20 protein-coding genes are annotated in these 20,295 nt (G+C 74.4%); 4 read left to right on the top strand and 16 right to left on the bottom strand.

The window, feature by feature from the left end; genetic code table 11:
- Positions 1-132 precede the first annotated feature (132 nt).
- The 7 genes from FHR78_RS09795 to FHR78_RS09825 form a co-directional block, all read right to left on the bottom strand.
- Positions 133-1,173 (bottom strand): ABC transporter permease, encoded by a 1,041-nt coding sequence (locus FHR78_RS09795; protein ID WP_166760309.1) that lies wholly within the window; start codon positions 1,171-1,173, stop codon positions 133-135.
- Entirely contained in the window at positions 1,170-2,150 is a 981-nt protein-coding gene (locus FHR78_RS09800) for an ABC transporter permease subunit (RefSeq protein WP_166760310.1), read from the bottom strand. The genes FHR78_RS09795 and FHR78_RS09800 overlap by 4 nt, the downstream gene beginning before the upstream one ends.
- Positions 2,147-3,892, bottom strand: coding sequence for a sugar ABC transporter ATP-binding protein (locus FHR78_RS15190; RefSeq protein ID WP_166760311.1), 1,746 nt, complete (start codon positions 3,890-3,892; stop codon positions 2,147-2,149). The genes FHR78_RS09800 and FHR78_RS15190 overlap by 4 nt, the downstream gene beginning before the upstream one ends.
- 222 nt (positions 3,893-4,114) lie before the next feature.
- On the bottom strand, positions 4,115-5,200 hold the full coding sequence (locus FHR78_RS09810; protein WP_166760312.1) for an ABC transporter substrate-binding protein: 1,086 nt from the start codon (positions 5,198-5,200) through the stop codon (positions 4,115-4,117).
- 287 nt (positions 5,201-5,487) lie between these two features.
- A complete protein-coding gene (locus FHR78_RS09815) occupies positions 5,488-6,252 on the bottom strand; it encodes a DeoR family transcriptional regulator (protein ID WP_166760313.1) in 765 nt (254 codons plus the stop codon).
- A 253-nt stretch (positions 6,253-6,505) separates the two neighbouring features.
- Positions 6,506-7,600 (bottom strand): phospholipase, encoded by a 1,095-nt coding sequence (locus tag FHR78_RS09820; RefSeq protein WP_208393050.1) that lies wholly within the window; start codon positions 7,598-7,600, stop codon positions 6,506-6,508.
- 600 nt (positions 7,601-8,200) lie between these two features.
- Complete coding sequence (locus tag FHR78_RS09825; protein ID WP_347878134.1) at positions 8,201-8,470, bottom strand: DUF1653 domain-containing protein; 270 nt, start codon at positions 8,468-8,470, stop codon at positions 8,201-8,203.
- Positions 8,471-8,527: 57 nt separating this feature from the next.
- On the opposite strand from FHR78_RS09825, the gene FHR78_RS09830 reads away from it, so the two are divergent.
- The gene (locus FHR78_RS09830; RefSeq protein WP_166760314.1) at positions 8,528-9,196 is read left to right on the top strand and encodes a CG0192-related protein; all 669 of its coding nucleotides are present in this window, start codon (positions 8,528-8,530) and stop codon (positions 9,194-9,196) included.
- Positions 9,197-9,426: 230 nt separating this feature from the next.
- On the opposite strand, the gene hxlA is transcribed toward FHR78_RS09830, so the two are convergent.
- Positions 9,427-10,050 carry a 3-hexulose-6-phosphate synthase gene (hxlA, locus tag FHR78_RS09835; RefSeq protein WP_166760315.1) on the bottom strand — a complete coding sequence of 208 codons (624 nt, stop codon included), beginning with the start codon at positions 10,048-10,050 and terminating at the stop codon, positions 9,427-9,429.
- A gap of 70 nt (positions 10,051-10,120) precedes the next feature.
- Positions 10,121-10,747, bottom strand: a complete 627-nt coding sequence (gene hxlB, locus FHR78_RS09840; RefSeq protein WP_166760316.1) for a 6-phospho-3-hexuloisomerase — start codon at positions 10,745-10,747, stop codon at positions 10,121-10,123.
- 253 nt (positions 10,748-11,000) lie between these two features.
- Here hxlB and FHR78_RS09845 point away from each other — a divergent pair, with 253 nt between their 5' ends.
- A complete protein-coding gene (locus FHR78_RS09845) occupies positions 11,001-11,546 on the top strand; it encodes an RNA polymerase sigma factor (protein ID WP_166760317.1) in 546 nt (181 codons plus the stop codon).
- Positions 11,536-12,810: a hypothetical protein gene (locus tag FHR78_RS09850; RefSeq protein ID WP_166760318.1), complete on the top strand. Its 1,275-nt coding sequence runs from the start codon at positions 11,536-11,538 to the stop codon at positions 12,808-12,810. Before FHR78_RS09845 ends, FHR78_RS09850 begins: the two co-directional genes overlap by 11 nt.
- Before the next feature lie 429 nt (positions 12,811-13,239).
- On the opposite strand, the gene FHR78_RS09855 is transcribed toward FHR78_RS09850, so the two are convergent.
- Entirely contained in the window at positions 13,240-14,745 is a 1,506-nt protein-coding gene (locus tag FHR78_RS09855) for a carboxylesterase family protein (RefSeq protein ID WP_347878135.1), read from the bottom strand.
- A gap of 299 nt (positions 14,746-15,044) precedes the next feature.
- Here FHR78_RS09855 and FHR78_RS09860 point away from each other — a divergent pair, with 299 nt between their 5' ends.
- The gene (locus FHR78_RS09860) at positions 15,045-15,317 is read left to right on the top strand and encodes a hypothetical protein (protein WP_166760319.1); all 273 of its coding nucleotides are present in this window, start codon (positions 15,045-15,047) and stop codon (positions 15,315-15,317) included.
- A 137-nt stretch (positions 15,318-15,454) separates the two neighbouring features.
- Here FHR78_RS09860 and FHR78_RS09865 read toward each other — a convergent pair whose 3' ends face one another.
- The 6 genes from FHR78_RS09865 to FHR78_RS09890 form a co-directional block, all read right to left on the bottom strand.
- A complete protein-coding gene (locus FHR78_RS09865) occupies positions 15,455-16,045 on the bottom strand; it encodes a DUF3618 domain-containing protein (RefSeq protein WP_166760320.1) in 591 nt (196 codons plus the stop codon).
- The gene (locus FHR78_RS09870; RefSeq protein ID WP_166760765.1) at positions 16,042-16,458 is read right to left on the bottom strand and encodes a phage holin family protein; all 417 of its coding nucleotides are present in this window, start codon (positions 16,456-16,458) and stop codon (positions 16,042-16,044) included. The genes FHR78_RS09865 and FHR78_RS09870 overlap by 4 nt, the downstream gene beginning before the upstream one ends.
- 65 nt (positions 16,459-16,523) lie before the next feature.
- Entirely contained in the window at positions 16,524-17,591 is a 1,068-nt protein-coding gene (locus tag FHR78_RS09875) for a hypothetical protein (RefSeq protein ID WP_166760321.1), read from the bottom strand.
- A 299-nt stretch (positions 17,592-17,890) separates the two neighbouring features.
- Positions 17,891-19,078, bottom strand: a complete 1,188-nt coding sequence (locus FHR78_RS09880) for a cobalamin-independent methionine synthase II family protein (protein WP_166760322.1) — start codon at positions 19,076-19,078, stop codon at positions 17,891-17,893.
- A gap of 242 nt (positions 19,079-19,320) precedes the next feature.
- The gene (locus FHR78_RS09885; protein WP_166760323.1) at positions 19,321-19,911 is read right to left on the bottom strand and encodes a dienelactone hydrolase family protein; all 591 of its coding nucleotides are present in this window, start codon (positions 19,909-19,911) and stop codon (positions 19,321-19,323) included.
- 74 nt (positions 19,912-19,985) lie between these two features.
- Positions 19,986-20,240, bottom strand: coding sequence for a hypothetical protein (locus FHR78_RS09890; protein ID WP_166760324.1), 255 nt, complete (start codon positions 20,238-20,240; stop codon positions 19,986-19,988).
- Between the last annotated feature and the right edge of the window lie 55 nt (positions 20,241-20,295).

The raw sequence follows: 20,295 nt of genomic DNA on the forward strand, positions 1-20,295 counted from the left end.
CCCGTCGCCCACCGCGCCTCCTCGGTCGCACATGCCGACCAGAGGAGCTCGCGAAGGGCTGCAATGCAGCGAAGAGGCACTTCTGTGCGGCGATCGGTCGGCATCTGCAGCACCGACCTCGCGCGCGCGGGCTCAGTCGTCGCCGGGGCGCGACCTCGCCTGGATCCGGGACAGCTGCACCTGTCCCACGGCGACGGCGACCAGGAGGACGCCGTTCACCACGGCCTGCCAGTTGGAGTTGGTCAGGCCGAGTCTGTTGATGAGGTTCGCGACGACCTGCAGCAGCACGATGCCGACCAGCGAGCCGAACACGGTGCCCGCGCCGCCCGTCAGCAGCGTGCCGCCGAGCACGACGGCGCTGATCGCGGTGAGCTCGAGGCCGACCCCGAGCGTCGTCACCCCCGACGCCGTGTAGGAGGCGGTCAGCGCGCCCGCGAGGCCCGCGAGCAGCCCCGAGACGGTGTAGACGATCACCTTCGACCGGCGCACCGGCAGCCCCATGAGTTCGGCGGCGTCCTCCTGCCCGCCGACGGCGAGCAGGGTGGAGCCGTAGGAGGTGCGGCGCAGCACCAGCACCCCTGCCGCGAACAGCACGACCGTGATCCACACGGGCCAGCCGAGTCCGAGGAACGTGCCGCGGGACAGCTGCAGGAACGCGCTGTCGGCCGGCACCTTGTAGGTCGTCGAGCCCTCGTCGGTGAGGATCAGCAGCAGGCCGCGCGCGAAGAGCAGCCCGGCGAGCGTCACGATGAACGCGGGGATCGCGGTGCGCGAGATGATCGTGCCCTGCACGAGCCCGATCAGGCCGCAGCCCGCGAGCGGCAGCAGCACCGCGACGACGGGGCCGTACTGCGACCCCCACGCGGCGAGCACCCCGCCGAGCGCGTAGACCGAGCCGACGCTGAGGTCGATCCCGCCGGTGAAGATGACGAACGTCATGCCGAGGGCGAGCGGCGCGAAGAACGACGACTGGATCGCGATCTGGCTGAGGTTGCCGGCCGTCGCGAACGACGGGAACACGACGGCCATCGCCACGACCAGCACGACGAGGGTCGCGAGGGCTCCGTTGCGCTGGGCCAGCCGCGCCAGCACCTCGCCGCGCGAGCGGGCGGTGCGGACGACCCGGGTCGAGTCGGCGGCCGACTCGAGCACGGGGGCGGGGGACGAGGTCATGATCTCTTCCTTCCGAGCTGCACCCAGACCGCGACGACGATGACGCCGGCCTGGATCATCTGGGCGACGGAGTCGGGCACGTCCTGCGCGACGAGGGTCGACACGAGCAGCTGCATCAGCAGCGCCCCGGCGACCGTGCCCACGACGCGGACCTTGCCGCCGGTGAGCGGGGTGCCGCCGATGACGACGGCGGCGATGGCGTTCAGCTCCATGAGCAGGCCGAGCGTGCGCGGGTCGCTCGCCTGCGAGCGGGCCGCGGCGAGCACCCCGGCGAGCGCCGCGAGCACCCCGGCGACCATGTAGACGATCAGCAGGATGCGCGTGCGGCGCAGGCCCGCGAGCTCGGCCGCCCGCGGGTTGCCGCCGATGGCCTCGACGCCCCGGCCGAAGGTGGTGCGGCGCACGACGAACCAGACGACGGCGAAGACCGCCGCGGCGACGAGCACCGTGTTCGGCACGCCGAGGGTCGAGCCGCTGCCGAGGCGCACGAGCCCGGGGTCGCTGAGGTTCTTGATCTGGCCGCCGATGACGTTCGCGAGGCCGCGGCCGCCGACGAAGATCGCGAGCGTCGCGACGATCGGCTGCAGCCCGAGCCGTGACACGAGCGTGCCCGAGACGAAGCCGGTCACGAGCCCGGCGGCGACGCCGACGAGGATCGCCGGCAGGGTGCCGTAGCCGATGTAGAGCGGCATGATCGCGGCCGAGAGCGCCATGACCGAGCCGACGCCGAGGTCGATGCCCTTCGTGCCGATCACGAGCGACATGCCCAGGGCGACGATGATCACCGGCGCGGCCTGGATCAGCTGCAGCCTCAGGTTCGAGGCGCTGACGAAGTACGGCGTGATGACGACGTTGAGCAGCACGAGCACGACGAGCGCGAGGTAGACGCCGTTGCGGGCGACCCAGGCCGCGTCGACGCGGCGACGTCTCGTCGGGGACTCGACCCGCGCCTCCGGCGTGGTGGTCTGCGTGCTCACGAGGCACCTCCCTCGCGACGGACGTCGGGGCCGGCGTCGGCGTCGAGATCGGAGTCGGCGCCCCCGGCGCCCCCAGCGCTCTCGGCACCCCCGGCGTCGCCGACCAGGGCGGCGAGCAGCCGCGAGCTGGTCACGTCGTCGCCCTCGAGCCGTGCCGAGACGCGGCCGTCGCGCAGCACGACCACGCGGTCGGACCCCTCGACGAGCTCGTCCGACTCGCTCGAGATGAGCACGACGCCCAGCCCGCGCGACGCGAGCTCGTCGATCAGCCCCTGCACCTCGCGCTTGGCGCCCACGTCGATGCCGCGCGTCGGCTCGTCGAGCAGGAACACGCGCGGCTCGGTGCAGAGCCACCGGGCGATCAGCACCTTCTGCTGGTTGCCGCCGCTGAGCTGCGAGACGAGCTGGCGCGGGCTCGACACCTTGATGCCGAGCCGGCGCACGAAGGTGTCGACGAGCTCGTCGACCTTGCGGTCGCTGATCACGCCGAACGTCGAGACGCGGTCCATCACCGCGAGCACGATGTTGTCGCGCACGCTGAGCTCGGGGATGATCCCCTCGGCCTTGCGGTCCTCGCTGAGCAGCGCGACGCCCGACGCCAGCGACGAGCGGATCGAGTTGCGCCGCAGCGGCTCGCCGCCCACGCGCACCTCGCCGCCCGTCGTCGCGAGCGCGCCGTAGACGGCCTTGACCGTCTCGCTGCGCCCGCTGCCGAGCAGGCCGCCGAGGCCGACGACCTCGCCCTGCCGCACGTCGAACGACACGTCGTGCAGGGCGGCGCGGGCGTCGAGCCCGCTCACGCTGAGCACCGGGTCCGCGCTGAGGGCCGGGGTCGCGGTGGTGGTGCCGACGCCGCTGCCGACGAGGGCTCCCCCGGGAGCCGAGGAGGCGCCTCCTGCGCCCTCGAGATCGCCCACGGGACCGGCGGCAGGGTCGCCGAAGCCGGTCGCGCCGTGGGCGGCGACGTCGTCGATGTCGCGGCCGAGCATGTGGGAGATGAGCTCGCGACGGGTCAGCGGCGCCATCTCGCCGGTGTGCACCACCCGGCCGTCGCGGAGGATCGTCACCGCGTCGCAGAGCTGCCAGAGCTCGTCGAGGCGGTGCGAGACGAAGACGATGCCGACGCCCTGGTCGCGCAGCCGCCGGGCGACGGTGAAGAGCGTGTCGACCTCGCGGCGCTCGAGCGACGAGGTCGGCTCGTCCATGATGACGACGCGGGCGTCGACGCTGACGGCCCGGGCGAGGGCGATCATCTGCTGGATGCCGAGCCCGAGCCGTCCGAGGTCGCCCGTGACGTCGACGTCGACGCCGAGGTCGCGGGTGATCGCGGCGGCCTCGCGCTCCATGCGCCGCACGTCGATCAGCCCGAGGCGGGTGCGCGGCTCGCGGCCCAGGAACACGTTGCGCGCCACGCTGAGCAGGGGCACCAGGTTGACCTCCTGGTAGACAGTCGAGATGCCGGCGTCCTGCGCGTCGGCGGCCCGGCCGAACGAGGTCTCGACGCCCTGGTGCAGCAGGCGCCCCTCGTCGGGACGGTGCACGCCCGTGAGCACCTTGATCAGCGTCGACTTGCCGGCGCCGTTCTCGCCCACGAGGGCGTGGATCGAGCCGGGCTGCACGCTGAACGAGACGCCGCTCAGGGCGGTCACGCCGGCGAAGCGCTTGGTGACCCCGTCGGCCTGGAGCGCGGGCGTGGTCGGGCGCTCCGCCGTGGCGGTCGGGGGCGGGGAGGTCGTCGTCATCGACGGGCCCTTCTGTGCGGGTGGGGGTCGGGGGTGGCGCGGCGGGCGGTGCGGCAGGCGGTGCGGCGGGTCCCCGTCTGCGGCGGCGGGTCGACGCGGGCCCGCCACGGACGACGGCGACCCGCCGCAGGTCGGAGACAGGGGCCCAGGAGGCGCGGGCGGCCCTGCGCGGACCGCGCCGCGCCTCCTGGGGTCGGGCTGGCGAGCAGCCCCGGGGCCGGCCTAGAAGGCCTGGTCGAGATCCTGCTCGGCGTTGTCGGAGGTGTACTCGCCGTCCTTGATGATGATGTCCTCGGGGATCGCGTCGCCCGCGTAGAACTTCTCAAGCGTCTCGAAGACGAGCGGCCCGAAGCGCGGGTTCGACTCGATCACGGCGTTGTACGAGCCGTCGACGATGGCCTGTACGGCGTTGCGGGTGCCGTCGATCGAGACGATCTTGACGTCCTCGCCCGGCGTCTTGCCCGCGTCGCTGATCGCGGTCATCGCGCCCAGCCCCTCCTCGTCGTTGAAGGCGTAGATCGCGTCGATGTCGGGGTTCGACTGCAGCAGCTGCGCCGTCACGTCCTGACCCTCGGAGCGGCTCGCGTTGGCGGTCTGCTGCGCGACGATCGTGATGTCGGGGTACTCGGCCTCGACCTGGTCGACGAAGCCCTTCTGGCGGCCGTCGGTGACGTTGTTGCCCGACGGGCCGAGCAGCACGGCCACGTTCGCCTTCGAGTCGGTGACCTTCGCGAGGGCGTCGGCGGCCCGCTTGCCCTGGTCGACGAAGTCGCTGCCGAGGAACGTCAGGTAGTCCTCGCACGGCGCGTTGGTGACCTTGCGGTCGATGGTGACGACGGGCACGCCGGCGTCGGCCGCGGCGCTGAGCGCGGGGTCGAGGCCGTCGGAGTTGACGGGGGCGACGACGAGGATCTGGACGTCCTGGTTCAGCAGGTCCTGGATGTCGCTGATCTGCTTCGGCAGCTCGTTGTTCGCGTTCGTGACGACGAGCTCGGCGCCCGCGTCGGCGGCGGCGTCCTTGAGCGACTGCGTCTCGGCCGCCCGGAAGCTGGCCGAGTCGGGCTCCGACTGCGAGAAGCCGATCTTGGCGCCCTTCAGGTCGACGGCCTCGACGCCGCTGCCGCCGTACGTCTGCATCGTGCAGCCGTCGCCGCTGCTGGCGCTGGGGCTGACGGCCTCCGCCGCGTCGCCCGTGCCGCCTCCCGCGGCGGTCGTCCCCTCGTTGGTGCAGCCGGTCAGGGCGAGCCCCGCCGCTGCGACGACCACGGCGCTCCGCACCCAGAGCGTGCGCCTCGTGACCTGGTACATGCGTTCTCCTTTGAACGTGCAGACTCAGCAACTCTGCTGCGACTGTGCAGAAGCTATCAGAATGCAAACAAAAGAAACAAGGGGGCCGAGGAGGTGCGATGTGATGTTCCGGGGTACGTCACGATCGCCTGCGGCTGGGCGGTGCACCCGGGGTGCTCGATCCCTGATCCCGTCAGGTGTCACGGGGCGGCGGGACGGGGTACAGCCGGGTTCCGGGCACACCCCCGGGCGCTCGACCGCGAGCGCGCGCGTGATCGGAGATGACGCTTTCTGAGCGGATCGGCGCCTCAGGCGCGGGCGACGTGCACGTCGACGCCGGCCTCGCGCAGGGCCTCGAGCTCGTGCGCCGGCGACGCCGCGTCGGTCACGACGTGCGTCATCTCGGCGGTGGGCACGGTGCGGACCGCCGTGCGGACCCCGAGCTTCGTGTGGTCGGCGAGCACGATCACCTGGTACCCGGCGCGCGCCATCGCCCGGTCGGAGTCGGCGACGGCGAGCGCCGGCGTCGAGAGCCCGAAGTCGGCGGCGAGGCCGTTGCCCGAGAGGAACGTCTTGTCGGCGTGCAGCCCGCCGAGCATCGCGATGGTCGGGTCGCCGGTCAGGGCGCGGATCGAGCCGCGCAGCGAGCCGCCCGTCATGATCACCTCGACGTCGGGCGACGCGACGAACAGCTCGGCCACGGGCAGCGAGTTGGTGACGACCGTGAGGCCGCTGAAGCCGCCCAGGTTCTCGGCCAGCGCCTCCGTGGTCGTGCCCGGGCCGATCACGAGGGTGTCGCCGTCCTTGACGAGCTCGGCGGCGAGGCGGCCGATGGCCGCCTTCTCGCGGGCGGCCTGGCCGAGCTTCTCGAGGTACGGCTGCTCGCGGGACGAGCCCGACGCGACCGCTCCCCCGTGCGTCCGGGTGACGAGCCCCTCGGCGGCGAGCTGGTCGAGGTCGCGGCGGACGGTGACGACCGACGCGGCGACCCGCTCGGCGGCCGCCGAGATCGAGACGGCGCCGTCGGCGCGGATCATCTCGAGGATCAGGTTGCGGCGGTGGGCGGCGATCACCCGCCCGAGCTTACGACCCGGCCCGCGCGGGGCTCTGTGCGGGGGGTCTGTGCGGGCCGTCGCCAGGGTCGGCCGGGGTCGGCCGGTGAGCCGTCACAGATGGTCCCCCACGGCGCGGGGAACAGCCTTTCGCGTCGTCTCGTGGTCGGCGGAAGGGGGGCTGGGGCCGGGGACACGAGGAGGCGCGGTGCAGGGATGCCTGCACCGCGCCTCCTCGGGCCCTCGCCCCGTCGCCCCCGCGACGGGCCGCGGCTCAGTACCAGTTGACCGACTGGCTGTGCCCCCACGCGCTGCACGGGGTGCCGTAGGCGCGCTTGATGTAGTCGAGGCCCCAGGTGACCTGGGTGGTGGCGTTCGTGGCCCAGTCGGAGCCGGCGGTGGCCATCTTGCTGCCGGGCAGCGCCTGCGGGATGCCCGTCGCGCCGCTCGGGTTGTAGGCCTTGTAGTTCCAGCCCGATTCTTTCTGCCAGAGGTTGACGAGGCAGCCGTACTGGTCGCTGCCCCAGCCGTACTTCGACGACGCGAGCTGCTGAGCGGCGGCCTTGGCGGCGGCGGGCGTGTTCGCGGCGGCCTGCGCCTCGGCGGCCGCGGCGGCGGCGGCCTCGGCGGCGGCCTGGGCCTCCGCTGCGGCCTGTGCCTCGGCGGCGGCCTGCGCGGCGGCGGCGGCCGCGGCTGCCTGGCGGTCGGCCTCGGCCGCGGCGGCCTGGACGGTCTGCGCCGTCGTCGCGGTCTCGGCCACGCGGGCGGCGAGCGTGTCGGAGTCGAGCGTCTCGTAGTCGGCGAGCGACGCGACGGAGGTCTCGAGCGCGCTGGCGTCGACCTTGTCCTTCGTCGTGGTGACGACCTGCGACGCGATGTCGATCGTGGCCTTCGCCTGGGCGTGGCGGAGCGACTCGGCGATCGCGTCCTCGTTCTGCGCCACGGTCTCGGCGTGGGCGGCCGCGACGGCCTCGGCCGACGGGGCGCGGTTCGCGAACGCGAAGCCGGTGCCGCCGACGATCGCGACGGCGGCGACGGCGGTCACGCCGACGAGGCGGCGACGGGAGGCGCGACGGCGGCGGGCGGCGATCTCGCGGCGGGTGAGCGGGGCTGATGCGGTGCGGGTGGCGGCCTCGGCGGTGCCCGTGCTGGCGGTGCCGGTGTCGGCGGTGCGGGCGGCGGCGGCGCTGCGGGTGTCGTCGGTGCCGGTGCCGATGGTGCGGGCGTCGGCGGTGCTGCGGGTGTCGTCGGTGCCGGTGCCGGTGGTGCGGGCGTCGGCGCTGCGGGTGTCAGCGGTGCTTCGGGTGTCGTCGGTGCCGGTGCCGGTGGTGCCCTCGGGGGCGGGGGCAGGGGTGTTCTCGGAGGTCATGTGGTCCCATTGCTCGGCCGACCTGCTCGACACGCCGCGGGCGCGTCGATCGCCTCCGCGCGACGGGGGCGCGGGCACCGCGCGGGGGCACGGTGCGCGACGGCACGGCCGGGGAGTCGGTCCCGGGGGCTGCTCTCGTGCCTCGCCCTCGGGCGGACGAGACGAGCAGACGGGTGCTGTCGAGGTGACGGGTCGGTGTCGGATCACGCGGGGCCTGGGGGTCCCGGCGCGTCCGCCAGCGCGTCCGTAGGACACGGACCGGCGCGGGCGAAGTGACGAGTGTGCACGACGCGCCTGGGATTCCGCGCAGAATCCCGTGTCGAACGCCTCCGTCCGGTCGCCCGGCGCGTGCCCGGCTGGCCCGACCCGCGCCTCCTCGTCCCCGACCCGCGCCTCCTCGTCCCCGACCCGCGCCCCCTCGCCCCGCGCCTCCTCGTCCCCTCGTGACACCGCCGAGTGAACGAAACACCGCGGCAGTGGGCGGTGTCTCGTTCACTCGGCGGTGTCGGGACGCACGGGCGCCGACAGGCAGGCGCACTGCGCGTGACGTCAGGGCGCAGCGGCGCGGGCGCAGGTGCAGAGCGCCAGCGACGCGCCGCGTCAGGGGCGCTCGGGCTGCGGGTCCTCGCGGACGAAGCGCGGGCCGTCCCAGCCGTCACGCGTCACGCGCTCGACGAACTGGGCCACGGGACGCACCCAGTGCGAGCGGTCGCCGTAGAGCGTGCGGTAGAAGACCAGCGCCTCCTCGGTGTCGACGTGGCGGCCGGTGCCGATCACCTCGTAGCGTCCGCCCTTGAAGTGGCGGTAGGTGCCGGGCGCAGGAGGCGCGGGCTCGGCGGGCAGGTCGGCCGCGGCAGGCGAGGAGGTCACCCTCCCAGGCTAGGCCCGGGGCTGGTCGACGTCGGCGGCGGCCCCTACGATCGCGGCATGGCACTCCTGCACCAGGCCGAACTCGTCCCGTCGAAGCTCGAGGCCGTCGCGGCCTGGGCGCCCGGCCAGCCCTGGTTCGAGGGCGATCCCGACCGGCTCGAGAAGGTGGCGGCGTTCCGCCTCGACGACCCGGCGGGCGAGGTCGGCGTCGAGGTGCTGCTCGTGCGCGCGGGCGACGGTCCGGTGCTGCAGGTGCCGCTGACCTATCGCGGAGCCCCTCTCGCCGGCGCCGACGACCGGCTCGTCGGCACGATGCAGCACTCCGTGCTCGGCGAGCGCTGGGTCTACGACGGCTGTGGCGACCCCGTCTTCGTCGCGACGACGATCGCGGCCGCGCTCACGGGCGGCGGCCAGGCCGACGAGGTGCTGCAGACCGCCGACGGCGAGCGCGTCCCGCACGAGTCGACCACGATCGTCGTGGGCAGCGGCACGGCCGACGCCGTCGTGCCCGACACCGAGGTCGTCGGGGTGCGCCACCTCGAAGGGGCGTCGGTCGTCGACGCCGGCTCGTGCACGCTCGTGGTCGCGCGCACCGTCGACGAGCACTCCGTCTCGTCGCTGGTCGAGGCCGCAGGAGGCGCGGCGCACGACACCACGCAGGTGCTGTCCGCGACCTGGCCCGGCCACGACGCCCCCACGACGCTCGCCGTCGTGCTCGTGCACTAGTCCGCGCGCAGCCGGGCACACGGGCACGTGTCGAGGGCGGGTGTTCCGGCTCGAGGGCGGGTCGCCGCCGACCCGCCCTCGGCCCGGAACACCCGCCCTCGACGAGCGGCACGCGCGGCCAGCGCACGCTCGACCGGCACGCGGACGCCGAGCGAGCACGGCCCGGACGCGCAGGAGGCGCGGTGCAGGTCCGACCCGCACCGCGCCTCCTGCGCGTTCCCTGGCTCGTGCTACTTGATGGCGGCGCGGATCTCGCGGGCGGCGTCGGCGACGTCGTCGGCCCCGTAGATCGCGGCGCCGGCGACGGCGACCTGGGCGCCCGCGTCCTGCACCGAGCCGACGGTGGCGGCCTTGACGCCGCCCGCGACGGAGAACGGCACGCCCGACGCCTTGCCGGCCTCGAGCAGCGTCTCGAAGGTGAAGCCGTCCTCGGCCTGCTCGTCGAGGCCCGCGTGCATCTCGACGAACTCGGCGCCGAGGGCGACGACCTCCTTGGCGCGTGCGGCCTTGTCGTGCACGCCGATCAGGTCGACGACGATGCCCTTGCCGTGGGCCTTGGCGGCCTTGACGGCACCGGCGATGGTGCTGTCGCCGGCGACGCCGAGCACGGTGACGAGGTCGGCGCCGGCCTTGAAGGCCTCGCCGGCCTCGAGCTCGCCCGCGTCCATCGTCTTCAGGTCGGCGAACACGACCTTGTCGGGGTGCGCCTCCTTGATCGCGGTGATGGCGCGGAAGCCCTCGGCCTTGATCAGCGGCGTGCCGAGCTCGATGATGTCGACGCTGGGCGCGGCGGCGGCGGCGAGCTCGAGGGCGGCCTCGGTGGTCAGGGTGTCCATGGCGAACTGCAGCTTCATGTGGTGCTCCTTCTGTCGGGGTGGTACGTGGGGGGATCGGGCAGGCGCGGGCGCGGCGGGCGCCGGTCAGCTACTCGAGGTTGGCGTGGCGGGGCCACATGTCGTCGGCGCTCTGGCCGGACCGCTGCCAGAGCGCGTGGAACAGCGCGTCGCCGACGAGCACGACGACCTGCTCGAAGAGCCCGCCGGCGTACTGCGCCGAGGCGGAGCCCGAGCGGTCGAGCTTCTCGGCGGCGGGCACGACGACGACGGCCGTCGCGAGCTCGGCGAGGGGCGACGAGGAGGCGGTGGTCACCGCGGCGACGCGCGCCCCGGCGTCGCGGGCGGACTCGGCCGCGCGGACGATGCCGCCCGTCGTGCCGGACCCGCTCGCGGTCAGCAGCACGTCGCCCTCGCCGATCGCGGGCGCCGTGACCTCGCCGACGACGTGAACGGTCAGGCCGAGGTGCATGAGGCGCATCGCGGTCATCCGCAGCGCGAGCCCCGAGCGACCGGCGCCGTGCACGAAGACGCGCCCGGCGCCCGACACGAGGTCGGCGACGGCGTCGAGGCCCTCGGGGTCGGTGTCGGCGACGGCACGGACGGCCGCGTCCACCTCGGAGCGCACGAGGTCGAGCGCCGCGGCGGTCGAGGAGTCGGCGGTCGAGGAGGAGGCGGTGGCCCCGGGGTCGGGAGCGGTGCTGTCTGCGTCGGGCATGTCTCCCAGCCTGCTCTCGCGCGCCTCCTCGGCCTTGCGCTGATTCCCAGGTCGCCGCCTGCGGGCTGCTCCCTCGTTCAGGAACGCGAGTCCTGATCCGTGCACGGAGCCCGCCTGGAGTCCTGAACGGTGCACGGATCAGGAGGAGGCGCCCGGCCGTTCCTGAACGCCGCCGGCACCCTCCGAAGAGAAACTCCACGATTTCTGTCAGGTCTCGTCGATCTGCGACATTCCTGTAGTGAGGGGGGCAGACATGGACCTGACGACGGAGAACGACTCCGATCTCGTGCGACGCACGTCGGGCGGCGACGAGCGCGCGCTGTCGGAGATCTTCGACCGCTGGGCGCCGACGCTGACCCGCTACGCCTGGGCGCTCGTGGACAGCCGGATGGACGTCGAGGAGATCGTGCAGGACACGCTCGTCACCCTCTGGCGCCGCTCGGCCGAGATCACCCTGCACGACGGCTCGCTGCTGCCCTGGCTGCTCGTCGCCTGCCGCAACCACGCGATGAACCTGCGTCGCAAGCGGCAGCGCACCGAGGCCGACGAGCTGCCCGCCGAGCTGGCCGCCCCCGCCGACGACGACGCCCAGGAGGCGCGCGAGCGGCTGCGCTGGGTCCGTTCCGAGATCGAGGCGCTCAGCCCGGTCGACCAGCAGATCTGCGAGCTGTGCCTCATCGAGGGCCGCAACTACGCCGAGGCCGCCGCCCTGCTCGGGCTCAGCGTCGGCGCATTGACACAACGGGTCTCCCGCACCCGCACACGACTGAGGAAGGCGGTGATCCGCGATGGACGTTGAGCCCCCCACCGGAGACGACCTGAACCGCATGCTCGTCTCGATGAAGCAGGACGTGCTGCGCCGCGCCGCCGCCGAGCCGCCCGCCCGGCGACGCCCGTGGGCCCGCCGCCACCTGGGGCTGACCCTGAGCCTCGTCGCCCTGCTCGGGATCGGGGGCGCAGGAGGCGCGTTGGCGTTGGTCCTGCCCTCTCCGTTCCAGGCGGCACCGGCCGCCAGCCCGACCCCCACCTCCTCGCCCACGCCCGAGCCCGGCGCCTCCGTCTCGGCGACGCCGGTGTTCCCGACCGAGCCTCCGGCACAGCCGGCCGAGCCCAGACCTGCCTTCGACGTCGACTGCGATGCGCTCGGCGACCGCATCGGCGTGGCGTCCCTGGTCTCGGACGTGGGCACGGTCGACCTCGACGCACCCGTGTTGCGCCCCTTGGGCGCCGCCTATCGCCAGGCCGGCGTGCTGAGGTGCTACTTCGGCCCGGGGGGAGAGTTCTCGACCGGGACGACCCTCGAGATCACGGTGTCCCCGGCCGGGGACCGCGGCCGTGAGTGGATCTCCGGCCTGCGCCAGAGCGGGCTCGCCGACCTCGGCGTGGGCGACGTCTCGGCGGTGGCCTGCGACGACTCGTCCGCCTGCCGGGCCTCGGTCGTCGTCGGTCCGTGGTGGTTCGAGGGCACCTCCCAGCCGAGCGGCGGCGTCGAGGCCCCGCCCACCCCGGAGGTGATCCGGCCGGTGCTCGACGCCCTCGCCGCGGAGCTGCGGTCCACGCCGGTGCCGACGGTGTGGGACGCACCGGCGAGCAGCTGGGACGACACCGAGTGCTCGGACCTCGCCATCGGCGGAGAGGTGAGCCGGCTGCTCACGGGTGGGGTTCCCGTCGAACGCTCCGACCTGTTCGAGTGGGTGCCCGAGACGGGCATCTGGTCGACGCAGCCGTCGGTCGAGGGCTGCCAGTGGCTGACGGCCCCGGATGCGGCACTCGAGTCGGAGACGGGGATCCAGGGGGTCAGCGTCATCTGGGCACCCGGAGCGGGCTGGGCTGTCCCCGACGAGGGGGACGGCGCTTCGCCCGTCGACGTGGCCGGCGCCGACGAGGCCTGGGCCTCGTGCATCGAGGGCGAGGGCATGTCGTGCTCGGTCCACCTCCGTGTCGACGACACGTGGGTGGAGGTGCAGGGAGGGTTCGGGGTGACGCGCGAGAACCAGCACCTGCTCATCCCGATGGCCGAGGCGGTGCTCGCCGCCCAGGCCGCCGGCTCGGGGCAGGGGTAGCCCGGGCAGCACACCAGACTCGGTCGGGCGCGGGGGCGCCGGGCCGGGCCGGTCGTCGGGGAGAGGACGACCGGCCGAGGGGGGAGACGCGGGAGCGTCGGGTCGAGCACGAGGGGCGACGACCCGGCGCTCCCGCCGTCGCGCGCGCTGCGTGCACCTGCCCGTGCCCGTGCCCGTGCCCGCGTTCGTGCTCGAGCCCTGCATCCGTGCCCGTGCCGCAAATGCCGACCGGGCAGGCTGCAACACCGGGAAATCCAAGGGTTCTAGCGGTCGATCAGCGCATATTGTCGGCATTTGCGACAGCCACACCTAGCGCATGGCGGGGTCGACGCAAATGCCGACCGGCGACGCCACAACGACGGGAATTCCCCGTGTTGCGGCGCCCGATCAGCGCAACCTGTCGGCATTTGCGACGAGCACCCGCGCGGCTCAGCCGCGGTCGAGCACCAGCGTCCCCGAGAGGCCCGCGGCGGCGTCCGCCGCGACGGTCCCCGTGCGGGCGAAGTCGGCCCAGATCTGTCGCACGCGGCGACCGAGGCGGTCGACGTCCGCCCAGTCGGAGGTGCCCAGCAGCGCCGACCGGCCCCACGCCTCCTCGGACCCCAGCAGCAGCGGCAGGTCGGTGATGTGCGCGGCGCCGTAGCGGCTGCCTGTGGGCTCCCAGCTGAGCTCGTAGCGCACGGCACGACCGCCGGAGGCGCGGTGCCGGTCGACGAAACGACGCACGTCGCGTCCGTACACGGCCCCCGTCGTCGCCCGCACGAGCACGCGGCGCAGCAGCCCGCCGACGACCGGCAGGCTCGTCATCACGTCGAGCGCGCGGACGAGCGGCACGTACAGCCCGGTCTCCTCGGTCGTCGCGCCCATGAGCAGGTCGACGTGCGGGGCGGCGTCGCGCCAGGCGGCGTCCCGGTCGCGCTCGGCGGGCAGGGGCGCCCGGCCGTACTGCGGCCCGAAGGGCATGCCGCCGCGCAGGCCGAAGCGGAGGGCGGCGCGCTCGGCGAGCGGCTGCAGGGCGAGCAGCTCCTCGACCGTCGCGTCGGGGTCGGGCGTGCCGACGACGCGCAGCATGGCCTTCGACATGGCGGCGCGGCCGGCGCCCAGCCCGAGCGGTGCGCTCTGCACGATCGCCCGCCGGAACAGCCCGCGCGCCCCCTCGCTGATCATCAGGTGCGCGACCGAGTCGCCGCCCGACGACTGGCCGAACAGGGTGATCGTGTCGGCGTCGCCGCCGAACGACCCGATCGTGTCGTGCACCCAGCGCACCGCCTCGAGCTGGTCGAGCAGTCCGAGGTTCGACGGCACGCGCTCCCCGTCGCCGAGGAACCCGAACACGTTCAGCCGGTAGGTCACCGTCACGACGACGACGCGCTGCTCGACCACGAGCGAGCGCGGGTCGTAGACCGCGAGGTCGCCGGCCCCGTTGACGTACGACCCGCCGTGGATGAACACCATCACGGGCAGCCGCTCCCCCGGCGCGAGGTCGGCGGGCAGCGTGATCGAGAGCGCCTGGCAGTGCTCGGAGTCGACCATGCCGCGGGCCGCGTCGTCGATGAGCAGCGTCATCGCGGGCGACGAGATCTGGGGCGACGCGGGCGAGCGCTCGAACGCGAGCAGCGGAACGGGTCGCCCCTCGTCGTCGACCGCAGGAGGCGCGGGTCGGGGAGCCTCGAACCGCTCGGCCACCGCGTACGGCACGCCGAGCACGCGCACCACGTCGCCGTCGACGCGGCCGACGATCGTGCCGACCCGCGTCTCGAAGCTGCGGGTCTCGTCCGGCGCCGGGGCGGCCGCGGGCCCGGGGTCGAGGTCGGAGTCGGAGTCGATCGCAGGGGCCGACGTGCTCGCCCTCGGCGCGGGGTCGAGCGGCGACGGGCTCGCGCTCAGCCCGGGGTCGGCGTCGTCGGGGCTGCGGGTCCCGGGTGCGGTGCTCACCGGCCCACGCTACGCGCGCCTCCTCGGCTCGACCGCCGCGTCCCGACGCCGGGCGCGCCCGGGCAGACGCGCTCGAGGGCGGGTGTTCCGGGCCGAGGGCGGGTCGGCGCGCACCCGCCCTCGCCCCGGAAGACCCGCCCTCGGCGGCAGGGCGGCGCGCGACACGATGCGCGCGACGTGGGGCAGTTGTTTTGAACTGTTCAAGAAAAGGCGCTACAGTGGGGGCAACGCCGACGGAGACGAGCAGCTCGCCCTCACCCGACCGGCCGGCCTCGTCCTCCACGAACGAGGAGGCCCCCATGACCCGCACCGCATCGACCCACACCGCGTCGACCACCCCCGCCCAGCCGTTCCCGCTCGGCGGCCGCTACGTCAGCACGACGGTCCGCGACGAGCCGGTCGGCTCGTACGTCTCGACCGCGCACCGCGACGCCGTCACCATCGGCTCGTACGTGTCGCCGTCGGTGCAGCGCACCTCGCTCGGCCGCTACGTGCGCGCCCAGCTGAGCGCGCTGAGCACCCGGACCTCGACGATCCGCACGCACACCGGCTCGATCGTCCTCGGCCGCTAGGCGCCAGGCCGCCAGGCCGCAGGCGCCTGGCGCCAGGCCGCACACCGCACGACGGACGACCCCGGTCCCGACCGTCTCCCCCGCGAGGAGGGAGACGTCGAGACCGGGGTCGTCCGCGGTCGTGCCGGGGGCCGGTGTCAGGCGCCCTGGACGGTGTCCCGCGACTGCTGCGCGCTGTCCTTCACGTCGCCGGCAGCCGACTGGGCGTCGCCCTTGACGGTGCTCGCCGCCTCCTGCGCCGTGTCCTTGACGCTGGCGAACGCCTCCTGGGCGGGCTCCTTCAGGTTCTGCGCGACGTCCTGCGCGGCGCCCTTGGCGGCGTCGACGGCAGGGCCGGCCTTGTCCTTGGCCGAGGCGGCGAGCTCCTGCTCGGCGTCCGACGCGGGGATCAGCGAGGCGACGAGCGCACCGACGCCGAAGGCGATGAGCCCCACGGCGAGGGCGTTGCCCTTGGCCTTGCCGACGGCCTGCTGCGCCGTCTCGCGGGCCGAGTCGACGGCCCCCGACGCGGCGTCGGACGCACTCGACGTGCCGCTGTGCGCGGTGCCCATGACCGACTCCTTCATGTTCGTGAACTTGCCCTTGACCTTGTCGGTCTGACGCTGCGCGATGCTCGACGGGTTGACCTTGTCGGCCAGGGTGTCGACGTCGTAGCTCAGGCCGGCGCGGGTGCGCTCGATCTCGGCGCGGATCTCTTCGGGGGTCTTCGACCCGTCTGCGGTGCTCATGCGGTGCCTCCAGGCTTCACGGTCTCGGGGATCTTCTTGAGGGAGTCGACCGTCTTCGGCGCCCCCTGGATCTGCTTCAGCTCTTTCTTGCCGCGCAGGAACAGCACGAGCGCGACCACGCCGTAGACCACGGCGATGATCAGCGACGACCAGCCGAGGCCGATCAGCGTGCCGAGGCCCCACATCGCGGCGAGCGACAGGAACAGCAAGGCGAAGAGGCCGGTGAGGCCGGCGCCGCCGAACATGCCGGCGCCCTTGCCTGCCTTCTTGGCCGAGACGGTGAGCTCGGCCTTGGCCAGCTCGACCTCCTGGCGGAACAGGGTCGAGATGTCGCCGGTGACGCTGCCGAGCAGGTCGCCGAGCGAGGTGGTCCCGGCGCGCTCCTGCGGTGCAGGTGCGTCGGGGCTGGGCACGCGAGCGCCGGAGGCGCCGGCTGCGGTCGACGAGGACGGGTACGCCGCCCCCGTGGTCGGGTCGGTCACGGGCGGGTCACCGCCGAGTCGGGCCACGTGCCGGGCACGGTGCCGGTCGTGGTGACGTGGTCGGTGCCGCTGGCGGTGCCGCCGCTGCTCGAGCCCGCGGTGCCGGGCGTGCCGAGGCCGGGGACGTCGCCCTCGGTGACGACGTCGTACTCGCCGGCGACCGGGCCGGTGGCCGTCGTGCCCGTGGTGTGCGCGGCTCCCGTGGAGTGCTGCGCGGACGGGGCGGCGTCGTGCGCGGACGCGGCGTCGTGCTGGTCCTTCGCCTCGGCGGTGAGCGACTTGACGACGCGGCCGGCGAGGAGGCCGGAGACGGCGGCGATCGCGATGAAGGTGCCGGGCTTGCGGGCGGCGAACTGCTTGACGTCGTCGAGCAGCGTGCCGGGGTCGCGGCCCTCGAGCCACTCGGCCACGCCGTGCGCGCGGCCGGACAGGTTGCTCACGAGCTGCTGGGCGACCCCGTCGTCGGCGCCCTGCGCCATGGAGTCGAGCTGCTCGCCGACGGAGCGGAGACCGGCCGCGGCCTTCTCCTGCTGCGCGCCGGCCTGGTCCTTGAGCTCGCTCGTCGCCTGGCCGTAGAGCTGCTTGGCGTGGTCGGTCGCCTCGGAGGCGACCTTGCCGGCCTGCTCCTTGGCGCTGCCGGCCACGTTCGCGGCCTGCTCCTTGGCGTCGCCAGCGACTTTGCCGGCCTCGTCCTTCGCGGCGTCGGCCTTGCCGGAGGCGCCGGTCGAGCCGGAGCCGTCGGTGCTGCCGGTCGAGGCGGTGCTGCCGGTCGAGGCTGTGCCGTCGGTCGAGCCGGTGGCGTACGTGCTGCCGGTCGGGGCGACGGGCCAGGTCGACCCCGCGCTCGTGCCGTCGGTGCCGGTCGCCGGACCGGTCCCGTCGGACGAGGAGGCGCCTCCTGCGGCCCTGGGGACGCCGTCCACGTCGGTCTCGTCGAACGGTCGGTCGAGGCTGCCCTCGACGTCGCGGTAGGCGCCGACCTCGCCGAGCGGCGAGCCCGACTCGGCGGCCTGGTCGTACAGGGGGGTCGGCGGCGTGGTGCCGTCTCCGTGGGTGTCGCTCATGGGGACCTCTCAGGGGTCGGAGACCGTGGGGGTCACGGTCCGTCGATGCGTCGGCTCACACTGTTCCGCGACCCCACGGCGCCGTCACAGGAACGCCGCCCAGGGGGACAACTGCGCGGAGGGGGTTGACCCCGGCTCCCCGGAGGAGGATGCTCGCGCGCTCGCCCGCGTGGGCACGGTCGTTCGCGGAGGCCCGGTCGCCCGCGGGGGGCCGGTCGCCCGTTCGGCCCCGGTCGCCCGCCGGGGCCGCTCGCTCGCTCGCCCGGCCCGGGCCCGCGCCCGCCCCGTCCTCCCCCGCCCTACGCCCCGAAGAGCCGCCGAGACGCGATCCCGGCGCCCTCGACCAGCGCGCCGAGCTTTGCCCACGCGACGTCGGTCGCGACGAACTCGTAGCTGGCGAAGGTCGACAGGCCGCAGTCCGTCCCGGCGAGGACGCGCGTCGGGTCGCCCACGGCCTCCGCCACCTCGACGATGCGGTTCGCGACGACCTGGGGGTGCTCGAGGTAGTTCGTGGTCACGTCGACGACCCCGGCGATGAGCGACGCGCCCTCGGGCAGCGGGTGCTCGCGGAACGCGGGCGCCTCGTGCTGGTGCCGCGGGTTGCCGAGCGGGATGCTGAAGGCGCCGACCTCGGCCCGGTACAGGTGCGGCAGCAGCACGTCGACCGGCACGTCGTCCTGGTGCGGGCCCTGCCAGTTGCCCCAACAGACGTGCAGGCGCGTCCTCTCGCGCGGGATGTTCCGCAGCGCGTGGTTGAGCGCGTCGACGTGCAGGTCGACGGCCTCGAGGAACTCGTCGAGGGTGGCGTCGCCGAACTGGATCACCCGCTCCATGGCGAGGTCGGGGGCGTCGAGCTGCAGCACGTGCCCGCGGGCCACGATCGCCTCGTACTCGAGCCGCAGCTGCTCGGCGAGCGCGAAGACGTACTCGCGCTGGTCGCCGTAGTGCGGGTTGGCGGCGTCGAGCAGCAGCGTCGTCGAGACGATGCCGGGCGTCGCGGCCGAGAAGAACGTGCCGGCGGGCGTCCGGCCGGCCGCGGCCTGCACGGCGAGCTCGCGCTCGAAGCCGTCGAGGTCGGCCGTGATGCCCGCGAGCGAGGGGTCGTACTCGAGCAGGCCCTGCGCGACCGGCGGGTCCCAGACGCGGGCGACGTCGGCGCCCTCGACGATCTGCTTCGCCTGGTACGCGGCGTAGTCGGGGAACGCGAGGCTGTCGAGTGTCGGCTTGCGGTGCCCGGCTCCCCCGAACCCGTCGATGCGCTCGAGCACGTAGGTCGAGAACCCGACGCGGGGCACCTCGCCGTCGTTGACGACGTCGAGCCCGGTGTCGAGCTGCTTCGCGACGGTGTCGGCGACGGCCGCGGCGCTGACGGCCTCGAGCTCGGCGGGGTCGAAGGGGCGGCGCTGGTCGCGGGCCACGAGCAGGCGGGTCAGCTCGGGCGTGCGCGGCAGGCTGCCGGCGTGGGTCGTGAGGATGCGGTCGGTCATGGGTCGCTCCGAGGTCGAGGGCCGGTGGGCGGGCCCCACCGGGACGCCACGATGCTCCGATCGATCCGGGGACGCAAGGAGGCGCGACTCACGACGACTCGGACGTCCCGTGGGGCAGGCGGCCGGGTCGGGCGCGCGGGCAGGCGGCCGGGTCGAACGCGCGGGCAGGCGGCCGGGTCGGCCGCACGGGCGGCCGGGTCAGCGCCGGGCCGGGCGGGCCCGCGCCGGGCCGGGCGGGCGGGTCAGCGCCGCGCGAGGAACTCCAGCGTCCGCTCCGTGAGCAGCGCCGCCGCGGCGGGGTCGTACGACGCGAGCGACGAGTCGGCGAAGAGGTGCTCGCTGCCCGGGTACGTGAACACCTCGGCGTCGGCGGTCGGGTCGGCCGCGCGCACCTGCGCGACCAGCTCGCGAGCCGCGTCGAGGTCGCCCTCGTCGGCGAAGAAGGGGTCGTGCTCCATGCCGTGCACCTGCACCGGCAGGCCCGTCGGCCAGGTGCCGAACTCGGCGGCGGGCACGCAGGCGTGGAAGAACAGGGCGCCCCGGGCCCCCGGCCGCGACTGGGCCAGGTGCTGGGCGGGCAGCACGCCGAGGGAGAACCCGGCGTAGACGACGTCCGCGTCGAAGTCGGCGGCGGAGCGGACGCCCCGGGCCGCGACCTCGCCCACGCCGAGGCCGTGCACGTGCTCGAGCCCCTCGTCGACCGAGCCGAAGGTGCGGCCCTCGAACAGGTCGGGGGTGTGCACGACGTGCCCCGCGGCGCGGAGGGCGTCGGCGAAGGCGACCACCCCGGGCGTGAGTCCCTGGGCGTGGTGGAACAGGACGACCTCGGTCACGGCTGCGCGCCTCCTCGACTGCCGTCGGCCGGGTGCGCGACGGTCCTCACGACCCTAGCTCGGCGGGCGCAGGGTCAGCGGTGCCGGCGGCGGCGCGGGGCGGCACGGCCGGCCCCGAAGAGGTCGGTGACCGGGGCGAGCGGTCGGGCGTCGTCGGCCGGGGGCGTCGAGCCCCAGCGGTCGCCCTCGTCGATGACGAGCCCGGCGATCTCGGCGCCCAGCGGCACGAGGTCCTCGAGCGAGGCGACGAGCCGGAGGCGGTCGTCGCCCTCGCGGTCACGGCGCACGACGGGCGAGGCGTCACGGCGCCAGAGCACGTAGCCCTTCACCGGTGCGCCTGCGTTCGGCGGTCGAGCGGGGCACTGCTGTGCTCGCGGTGGTGTC

Origin of the sequence: Frigoribacterium faeni (assembly GCF_011761235.1) — a bacterium.
Lineage (GTDB): Bacteria > Actinomycetota > Actinomycetes > Actinomycetales > Microbacteriaceae > Frigoribacterium > Frigoribacterium faeni_A.